The sequence below is a fragment of the Nocardioides sp. LHD-245 genome (genome assembly GCF_030929495.1).
Classification (GTDB): domain Bacteria; phylum Actinomycetota; class Actinomycetes; order Propionibacteriales; family Nocardioidaceae; genus Nocardioides.
Window position 1 is genome coordinate 331,028 of the sequence record NZ_JAVFWN010000005.1, and the last position, 8,809, is coordinate 339,836.

The 8,809-nt window shown below is 63.9% G+C and carries 8 protein-coding genes; 5 read left to right on the forward strand and 3 right to left on the reverse strand.

Annotated elements, in window-relative coordinates:
- The first annotated feature begins 45 nt into the window (after positions 1-45).
- The gene (locus RB608_RS10585; RefSeq protein WP_308087838.1) at positions 46-351 is read left to right on the forward strand and encodes a DUF1016 N-terminal domain-containing protein; all 306 of its coding nucleotides are present in this window, start codon (positions 46-48) and stop codon (positions 349-351) included.
- 25 nt (positions 352-376) lie between these two features.
- Positions 377-1,099 carry a PDDEXK nuclease domain-containing protein gene (locus RB608_RS10590; RefSeq protein ID WP_308087839.1) on the forward strand — a complete coding sequence of 241 codons (723 nt, stop codon included), beginning with the start codon at positions 377-379 and terminating at the stop codon, positions 1,097-1,099.
- 205 nt (positions 1,100-1,304) lie between these two features.
- Here the strand turns inward: RB608_RS10590 and RB608_RS10595 are convergent, their stop codons facing one another.
- Positions 1,305-2,120, reverse strand: coding sequence for a hypothetical protein (locus RB608_RS10595; RefSeq protein WP_308087841.1), 816 nt, complete (start codon positions 2,118-2,120; stop codon positions 1,305-1,307).
- 68 nt (positions 2,121-2,188) lie between these two features.
- Positions 2,189-3,598 (reverse strand): AAA family ATPase, encoded by a 1,410-nt coding sequence (locus RB608_RS10600; RefSeq protein WP_308087842.1) that lies wholly within the window; start codon positions 3,596-3,598, stop codon positions 2,189-2,191.
- A 338-nt stretch (positions 3,599-3,936) separates the two neighbouring features.
- Here RB608_RS10600 and RB608_RS10605 point away from each other — a divergent pair, with 338 nt between their 5' ends.
- Complete coding sequence (locus tag RB608_RS10605) at positions 3,937-4,434, forward strand: hypothetical protein (protein WP_308087843.1); 498 nt, start codon at positions 3,937-3,939, stop codon at positions 4,432-4,434.
- Here the strand turns inward: RB608_RS10605 and RB608_RS10610 are convergent.
- A complete protein-coding gene (locus RB608_RS10610) occupies positions 4,422-5,882 on the reverse strand; it encodes a plasmid pRiA4b ORF-3 family protein (RefSeq protein ID WP_308087844.1) in 1,461 nt (486 codons plus the stop codon). The two genes, RB608_RS10605 and RB608_RS10610, sit on opposite strands and share 13 nt — an antisense overlap.
- Positions 5,883-6,023: 141 nt before the next feature.
- On the opposite strand from RB608_RS10610, the gene RB608_RS10615 reads away from it, so the two are divergent.
- Positions 6,024-7,688, forward strand: a complete 1,665-nt coding sequence (locus RB608_RS10615; protein ID WP_308087845.1) for an ATP-binding protein — start codon at positions 6,024-6,026, stop codon at positions 7,686-7,688.
- A gap of 404 nt (positions 7,689-8,092) precedes the next feature.
- Complete coding sequence (locus RB608_RS10620) at positions 8,093-8,665, forward strand: nuclease-related domain-containing protein (RefSeq protein WP_308087846.1); 573 nt, start codon at positions 8,093-8,095, stop codon at positions 8,663-8,665.
- The last annotated feature ends 144 nt before the right edge of the window (positions 8,666-8,809 follow it).

Genomic DNA, 8,809 nt, shown 5'->3' on the forward strand with positions numbered 1-8,809 from the left:
ATTGGTGCCCCGCTGTCGCACCAATCGCCCGACCGGAGGAGCGTCATGACCGAACTCATTCCGACAGACGACATACCGGACGACGAGGCTGGTCTGCTCGACGATCTGGTCCAGATCGTCGAGGAAGGGCGGCGTACGGCGGCCATGCGGGTCAACGCCACCCTCACCATGACCTACTGGCTCGTGGGGCGTGCGATCCTCGTCAACACCCTCCGCAACAGCCGCGCGGAGTACGGCCAGCAGATTGTTGCGACACTGTCGCACCAATTGAAGGCTCGGTTCGGACGAGGCTTCGATCGCACCAACGTCGTCCGCATGGGTCGCGCTCGCGCGAGCCTTCCCAGACCATGACGAGGTCGCTGCCCTCGCCCAGCAATTGAGCTGGTCGCACCTCCGTGAGCTCCTCGCGCTCAGCTCAGACGAGGCCCGGGCCTTCTACGCCGATGAGGCCGCGTCCAAGCACCTAAGCGTCCGAGAGCTGCGGGCCGCGATCGCGCGCAAGGCGTACGAGCGCCGCGAGATCGCCAACTCGCAGATCCCCGAAGGCTCAGCAGTCCCACGCGACACCTTCCGTGACCCGCTGATCCTCGACACCCTCGGCCTCCACGACAGCTACCTCGAGAAGGACCTTGAGGCCGCGATTCTCCGCGACGTCCAGGCATTGCTGCTCGAGGTCGGCCAGGGTTTCGCCTTCATCGCCAGCCAGAAGCGGATGACCATCGACGGCGACGACTTCTCCCTGGACCTCCTGTTCTTCAGCCGCCCCCTCCGCCGCCTGATGGCCGTCGAGCTGAAGATCGGGAGGTTCAAGCCGAGCTACAAGGGTCAGATGGACTTGTACCTCAAGTGGCTCGATCGTTACGAACGTCAAGCTGGCGAAGAGGCTCCGCTCGGGCTGATCCTGTGCACGGAGGTCAGCCGCGAGCAGGTCGAGCTCCTGGAGATGCACAAGGACGGCATTGCTGTCGCCGAGTACTGGCCCGTTCTGCCGCCCAAGCCCGAGTTGGAGGCGAAGCTCAGCGAGATCGTCCGCGACGCGCAGGAGCGCCTCGCGCGCCGGTGTCTGCCGGCATCGCTCGAACCGTCGGACGACGACTGATCACCGCAGGTCTGCGCCTGGACGTGATCGATCGAGCCGCGGCGCCAAGCCCGTCCGCTGACACCACCAGAGAGCTGCCGCTTCCTTTCGCCCACTAGGACGCACGCCAGTTGCGTACCGGGGGCGCCCATATTGACCAAGGTCGGCATGTAGGCAGCAACCAAAAAGCGAGGGAATACGTCCAGATAAGACCGCGAAGGGCCCACTACGCGGTCAAACGCTTCTCGAGTTCGGTGAAAGTCCGGCAGCCGAGGAGGTCCGAGACTTCGACACTGGATCTCATGACGGCCTCTATAGCCTCGCGATTCGCTAAGCCACCTTTCAGACCGAGATGCTTGACCATTATCGGGGCAATGTCATGGCCGCGGCCATCTTGACGTTCATTCTCCGCCACCATGGCGAGGTCAATAGCCCAATTGACAATCACATCAATAGGTACCGGCCGCTCGGCTACTCTAATTTTCGCTATCGAACGAGTGACAACCTCCTTGATGACCAAAGGGACGTCGCCCTTTACAGCATCACAGGCCTTCGTCACATCGTCGATACAACCGATCCCGAACGCGTGCAGAGCAGCGCGAGCTGCCACTGCCGCCCGCAGAGTCGGAACTATTGCGTCGATCACCGACTCAGCGCTTGCGGATTCCCCGATATGGAGGCCTCGGTTAAGAAGCCGACGCATCGGCTGCTCTGCAAGTACGTAACTTTCCAGCGAAGGGACTTCCGTCGTAATCAGACAGCTACGCTCGATAATTAGAGGTCCGATAAGATGGTCAAGATCGGCGTCAACGATACACGTCACCGCGCGCTGCCCGGGCGCTAATGTGCGATGCGCCATAATTGCCAGCGCCTGCACCCGTTGCTTTTCGCCGCTCGTCAAACTCAACTGCTCCAGGAGTTCACGACCGACTAGGACGCGATCGCTAACTGAAAATACGCCCACGGGCCCTACGGCACGCTCATCGAGAAACCATCGAATAAACCCAACGTCCGTTGGTCCTTCAACGTAGACGTCACGCAACTCGGGTTCATACTCGTATAAAGCCAGCAACGCTTCGACCGAGTACCGATCCCCGTCGTCCGAACTACTCAAAGGGATTCCAGTCTTACGACGTTCGCCTTGTAACTAGAGAGCAACTCGATCGAATGAGTGGCAATAAAGAACTGCACAGGCGCATCGTTCGTCACCTTAAGGAGGGAATCGACGATGCGTCGTTGCCATTTCACATTCAGACTGAGCTCCGGCTCGTCAATGAGGAACAATCTTGACCCCTGACGCGCGAGAAGCGCGTTGCAGAGCAAGAGCACGAGTTGCCGCTCTCCAGAGGAAAGTTGCAAGGGCATTAGCCGATCATCAGCCGTGAGAATCTGCAATCCGGTCCGCGGCGAGAACGCCATTTGTTTGTCATTCAAGAAGCCGTTAGTCTCCGTCAAGAACGTCGAAATCAGAGACTGAGCATCCTCAAGTGCGTCGAGGCGTGCGTCGATCGTAGAGAGATAGGGGACAAGCACCTCTTCGGCAATGCCAGCGTTTTCGTCGGCAAGCAATTCGAGGGTGTCATAGAAGCGGCGGTCAGGAAATTCGGGAACAAGCCGCAACTCCTCATACGGCCGGCTGCGTTCGCCGAGTTCGATTATTCGAGCCTTCAACGAGTCCAACACGTACGGCTGGGGACCCATTTCCGGCTGCACAGCAGCCAATCTGGTGATCACATCAAGATAGACAGCGTTGGCGTTGGCCGACCCGCTTTGGGTTCCGCCGATTGTCATCTGCCGCAAGATCTCGTTGGCACGTGAGATCGACATCTGCAGTTCGGCAGCGACATTGCTGTTCTCAACACCCTCGGCACTCTGCTCCGTGCGGGTCCAGTGGGCATGCTCCCGCAATCGGCGTTCCTTGGCGGTCTCGTCAAGATCATCGTTGTAGATGTTTCGATCGTCAGCCAAGAAATAAGGCCGAGCGCCAAGATTTGCTAGCATTTCGAGGTAAACCAAACGCGACGCTGATCTTTCAGCCTCATCTTTCAATTCCTTCGGCAAATGAGAAAGATTAGCGCGAAGAGTATCCAGATCCCAATCGCTCAGCGCTCCTTTTGAAGTAGGCCATTCGCCGTGCGAAATTGCCTGCCCCGATCGATCCCGAACGACGATGGAGTACGGGCCTGCGACGGGGGCCGGCCGACTAGCCTCGATGCTCGAGCCATCCTCCAGGTGCACCAGGAAATTCTTGAACGGAATCTTTGCGATTCTAGATCGATGATGACGGTCGGCGGCCGGCGACAGCAGGTGCCAAAGCAAACGAAGGATTGTCGTTTTGCCCTTGCCGTTATCGCCGTAGAAAAGAACCAGTCGGTCGGTTCGGGCACCCTCGGGGACGAGAACCCTGTACGAGTACCGACCAAAAAGTTCTACGACCTCAAGACTCCTCACCAGCGGCGGGAGTCGAGGTGCTGGCGCTGAAGCTTCGGTCTCTACCTGCTCGAGTTCTGACGCAGTCATATGTTTCCCCTCTCGCGTACCTGTTGACCTTAACGTCTAGGCATCCGGTTCGCAGATGTTCCCTCTGATGTGCCTGGCTACTGCGCCAGCCGCGTTCCGCGGCTGCTAGTCGTGGAGGTTCGCGACTGGGGTACGGACTCGAGCAGCGCTATGTCAGCGGACCATCCCACTCCTCGCCCCTGCAAACGACCAGGAACCAGATTGGTGCTCGGCGACCAAGGGGTTCGCTGCACCTACGGGTGTCAGCACCGACCTAGCCCTTTCCGCCGCCTTTGGGGCAGTCGCCTTTCCAACCGCACCCCTTGGGCGGCGAGCTTCGACCGGCCTACGCTGCCAAGATGGTTGACCTGAACGCCGTCAACATCGAGGGGTTGGCCTCGGCCCTGGCCGACCAGACCGGCTACGACCACCGGTGGCTGATCGATCCGCATAGTGGGGAGATTCTGTTCTGGACCAGCGACTGCGGCATCGACGGCGAGAACTCTGTCGACATCGACGAGCTGGACCACTTGGTCCTCATCGACCCGCTGCCGTCGTATGTCTGGCACCAGGACATGGTCGACTTCGCCGAGGGATCAGCGACCGTAGGGCGGGCGAGCGCCTCAGTCGGACGCTTCAGGGCAAGGGCGCCTTCCGGCGCTTCGGGAACGAGCTCCATCAACGTCACCCCGACCTGGTGTCGGCGTGGCGCACCTTCAGCGACAGCCGTGCGGGAGCGCGGGCCGTGCGTTGGCTGGCCGACGAGGGGCTGGTCGACGACGACAACGCCCAGCGGTTCTGCAGGGACAACCCGGAAGCCCAGCTCCCCTGACCTCGACGACAGTCAGGTCCGCTGAATCGCCGCCCGTGCCGCCGCGGCGACGGCGAAGTCCGTGCCCTTGACCTCGCCCCACCGGGCGCGGGACGCGCCGGCCAACTGCTCGAGGACCTGGAAGGTCGGGCTCATCGACGGTGGCGGGGTGAACCGGTCACGGCCATGGCTCCACCCCAAGGCATGGAGCAGCTCCGAGGTTTCGTCGCGCCAGTGGTCGACCGGGGTCCCGCTGCCTGCCACCGCCAGGACCATCCACCCAGCCTGGCGCTCGAAGTCCTTAGTGCCGAGCGGCAGGCGACCCACGATGTAGGCGAGCAACGCCTGCGGATCACTCGCACAGCGTCGAGCGGCCGCGGTCGGCGTGAGCTGGCCCTTGCGCACGCTGACCAAGCCGAGGGCCCGCGCGGTGCTGCGGATCTTGGCGACGGGATGGGTCATGTCCTCGCGGTTGGCCTTGCCGATCCACCACTCGGCGATGCCCGTCCGGGTGGCGATATCCTCCACCACCGCCGGTCGGAGGTAACCGGCCGCGGTGAGCGCAACGCCGTCGTCAACGATGTCGAGGAAGGTCCGATAGGTCTCGGTGAGGCGAGCCGCCGAGCCATCGCTGAGATCCACGGGCGCGTGGGAGATCGGGCGTCCCAGGACCTCTCTCAACACTTGGACTCCACGCCGTTCCATCTGGTCGGCCAACTCGGCCAGTTCCCCGGTGACAGCGACCGGTTCAGCACCCGCCACCTCGAGCGCAGCGTTGATCTCGTCGAGGTCGAAGTGGTCGGGGTGCCAGTCGAGGGGCAGCCAGTCCCGCCCGTGCTCGGGGTCCTCGAACGACTGCGGGAGGAGGGCGTCGTCGTATCCGCTACGCACCCAGGCGGCGATCTCGTCGTAGCCCCAGATCCCGCCACAGTCCTCCGGTGGACAGGCCATCCGCCCGGCGGTGCATCGCACCGTCGCGGGCGGGTCGGCGAGGACCGCCTCGACGACGAGCTTGTGGTCCCACCCGTCGCCGAAGTCGTACTCGTACCAGAGCTGGTCGCCCTTCTCGGCGAGGATCTGGTCGAGGCGTACGTCGGCCTCGGGCATTCCGTCGTCGCCCTCGTCGAGGTCGAACTCGGTCGCGAAGCTCGCCGAACGGGGGTCGTTGCCGGTGCGGAAACGGTGGAGATGCGAGTCGTACCACCCCATCGCGGCCTGGATCGCGATGTGCACACGTGGCAGCGTCAGGTCGCCGGGAAGCTCCAGGCGACGCCAGATGGGCGGCTTGGCGCCGTGCAGGTCGAGCCGGACCCGGAACCCGCGCGGTCGCTCCGGCACCGGGAGGAGATCCGGCCGTTCGGCGGGCTCGAGCTTCTCGAAGATGCTGGTGACCTGGCCGCTCATCAGCGCGTCGAGGAGCGCCTTGCCCTCCTCGGGCGTGGCGCCTGCCATCAGCTGCTTCACGAGGTGCTGGATGTCGGTCTTTTCAACCACGGCGGACAGTCAAGCACAGTGAGGGTCACTGACACTCACTGAACTACAGTGATGCGCGATTGAGGTACAGTGAGCAAGCTAGTGATGCTGTAGGTGCGCCCTGAAGGGAGACGACGGTTGGAATCGGGGAAGCTCGAATCCGTGGTGGCGCGTCTCCGCAGGCAGGCGACCGACGATGCCGAAGTCGAGGTCAAGGCATGCGGCGGAGGCCTGGGCGCCAACGTCTGGGACACGGTCAGCGCCTTCGCCAACACGCACGGCGGCTACCTGCTGCTCGGGCTCGACGAAGCCGACGGGTTCGTCCCGGCCAGAGGATTCAATCTGGACCGCGTTCGCGACCAGTTCGTCGAAGGCATCGGCGATGGCGGCAGCGATGGTCGGCTGGCAATGCCACCGTCCTATGACCTGGAGCGGCACCTGGTCGATGGCGCCCCCGTGCTGCTCATCTCGATCGCCGAGAACGACCTGGGGACCAAGCCTTGCTACGTCAGGGCCAAGGGGGTCCAGGGGGGCAGCTACAAGCGAGTCGACGACAAGGACATCAAGCTGTCGACGACCGAGCTCTTCGAGATGCAACGCGCACTCACTCCCCAGGAGTCGGACCGCACGCCGATCCCGGAGGCGGAAATCACCGACCTCGACCCAGTGCTCGTTGAAAGGCTCATCGACCTGAAGCGGGAATCCAAGGCTCTTCGAGGCGCGGAGGACCGGACTGCTCAGCTCGCTCGCCTGAACGCCACGACCAAGGACGGCGTCGTCAGGCTTGCCGGGCTGGTCGTTGCCGGAATCTATCCTCAACAGTTCCTCCCCCGGCTCCTGATCGACGTGACGGTGCACCCCACCAACGAGAAGTCGATGCCGGGGGCCAAGGTTCGGTTCCTCGACCGCGTCTCTTGCGAGGGGCCACTTCCCGAGGCGATCGACCAAGCAGTGCAGGCCGTGGCTCGCAACTTGCGGACGTACTCCGTTGTCGAGGGCACCGCACGAGAGAACCACCTCGAGATCCCGCGGGAGGTGCTGCGTGAAGCGATCGCCAACGCCGTGGTTCATCGCGAGTACCACGAGCTGTTCCGCGGCCAGCCCGTGACTGTCGACGTCTTCCCCGACCGTGTCGTCGTCACCAACCCGGGCGGTCTATGGGGCGGCAAGACCTTGGAGAACTTGGATGACGGCACATCGAGGTGTCGCAACCAGACTCTGATGCAACTCCTGCAGAGCGTGCCGTTTCCGAGCGGAGCAGGACTGACGGTCGAAGGCCAGGGCGGCGGGGTCAAGTTGATGATCCACGAGATGGAGGCCCACGCTCTGGACCGGCCGCGGTTCCGGGCGAGCGCCGACCAGGTCACCGTGGAACTCCGCCGGCACGGGGCGGAGATCCCAGCGCTGAGGAGCTGGCTTCGCGATCTCACTGACCGGCAGCTCAGCGCGCTCGAGGATGCGGCGCTGCTGATGGCCAGGAGGGAGGGGACGGTTTCCGTCTCCCGGGTCCGAGCCGATCTCCGGATCGACTCCGACGATGCCCGAGAGCTTCTGACGGAGCTCGTCAATGTGGGGCTACTACGAGAGATCGGCAATGAGGAGTACGAGCTCTGGAGTCTTGAGCCTGCGCTGCGCCCGTCCGAGCGGGAGGTTCTGAACGCGCTTGACGACTCCCGCCCGCTTGATGTCAACGAACTGGCGGCCGTCCTCGGGAAGTCACCGAACGCGCTTCGACCGATCCTGCGGAAACTGGTGACCATGGGTCGCGTCAGCGCGACAGCTCCGCCAACAAGCCGTCATCGCCGCTACCTTCGCGCATCGACGTAGCCCGTTCGGCATTTCCAGAGCGCGGTGACGTCCGCGTGGATCTCTGACGTCGGAGAGGTCAGCGGCGAGCGGCAGCAGACAACGGTCAGCGACTTTGCTGATTCGTCTCCGCTCCCACGGCCGTAGTGGCACGCTCCAGCGAGGGGCAGGGAGGCAACGGTGACTGACTGGATCGCGCGACGGTGGGCCAGGTACGGCCACGAGCGGCTGTACGCCGAGACGCCGGGCGGGACGGCGCTTGGCTACTACGACGTGAAGACGGGTCGTTACCACTCGGACGATCTGTCGAACCTGCCGATGCTGCAGCACCGCAGCCGGCCACAACGATGCCGGCCGCCCCTGCTCCACCGACCTGGCACGACATCAGCGCGAACCGAGCAGGAGCCGCCGCACGGGAGCGCGCGATGGCGGAGCGCGAGGCCCAAGGCACGTTCAAGCATGTCCTCTCACGGCTCGTCGGCGCCCGCACCGAGGAGCGCTCGTGGCGGGTCGGTGCCGACGGTGAGGAGGCTGTCGCCGCCCGGCTCCTGGCCCTCGGACCGGCGTGGCGGGTCCTGCACGCCGTACGCGTGGGCGAGCGCGGCTCGGACATCGACCACGTCGTGGTCGGCCCGCCCGGGGTCTTCACCGTCAACGCGAAGCACCTTCCGGACGCATCGATCTGGGTGGGAGGCGACACCTTCATGGTCAACGGGCAGCGAGTGCCCTACATCCGCAACAGCCGGCACGAGGCGCGACGGGCCGCGCGACTCCTTACCGAACATGCCGGCTTGCCGGTGACCGCGGCCGGTGTGATCGCGGTGATGGGAGCCCGGAAGGGCTTCAAGGTCCGGGCTCAACCCGAGGACGGCGCTGTCGTCGTCGTAATGCGCCGTCGGATCAGTCACTACCTGCTGTCCCAGCCGCATCGTTTGTCGCCGCGCGAGGTCGATGCTGTCTACGACATCGCCCGGCGATCGACGACCTGGCAGACCTAACTGAGGCGGACGGGGACGTCCACGCGGACAGAGCCCCGCGGGGTGGTGGGCTTTGAGGTGATCCTCGGTGCCTACACGTCGCTGCTCTCGATGGCGGCGACGGGGTCAGTATCGCTGGTGTCGTAGAGCTTGGCCATGGACCCT

Excerpts from the sequence above, each read along its gene's own strand:
- RB608_RS10600 (WP_308087842.1), bottom strand. The coding sequence starts at position 3,598 with ATGACTGCGTCAGAACTCGAGCAGGTAGAGACCGAAGCTTCAGCGCCA.
- RB608_RS10620 (WP_308087846.1), top strand. The coding sequence starts at position 8,093 with ATGGCGGAGCGCGAGGCCCAAGGCACGTTCAAGCATGTCCTCTCACGG.
- RB608_RS10605 (WP_308087843.1), top strand. The coding sequence starts at position 3,937 with ATGGTTGACCTGAACGCCGTCAACATCGAGGGGTTGGCCTCGGCCCTG.
- RB608_RS10585 (WP_308087838.1), top strand. The coding sequence starts at position 46 with ATGACCGAACTCATTCCGACAGACGACATACCGGACGACGAGGCTGGT.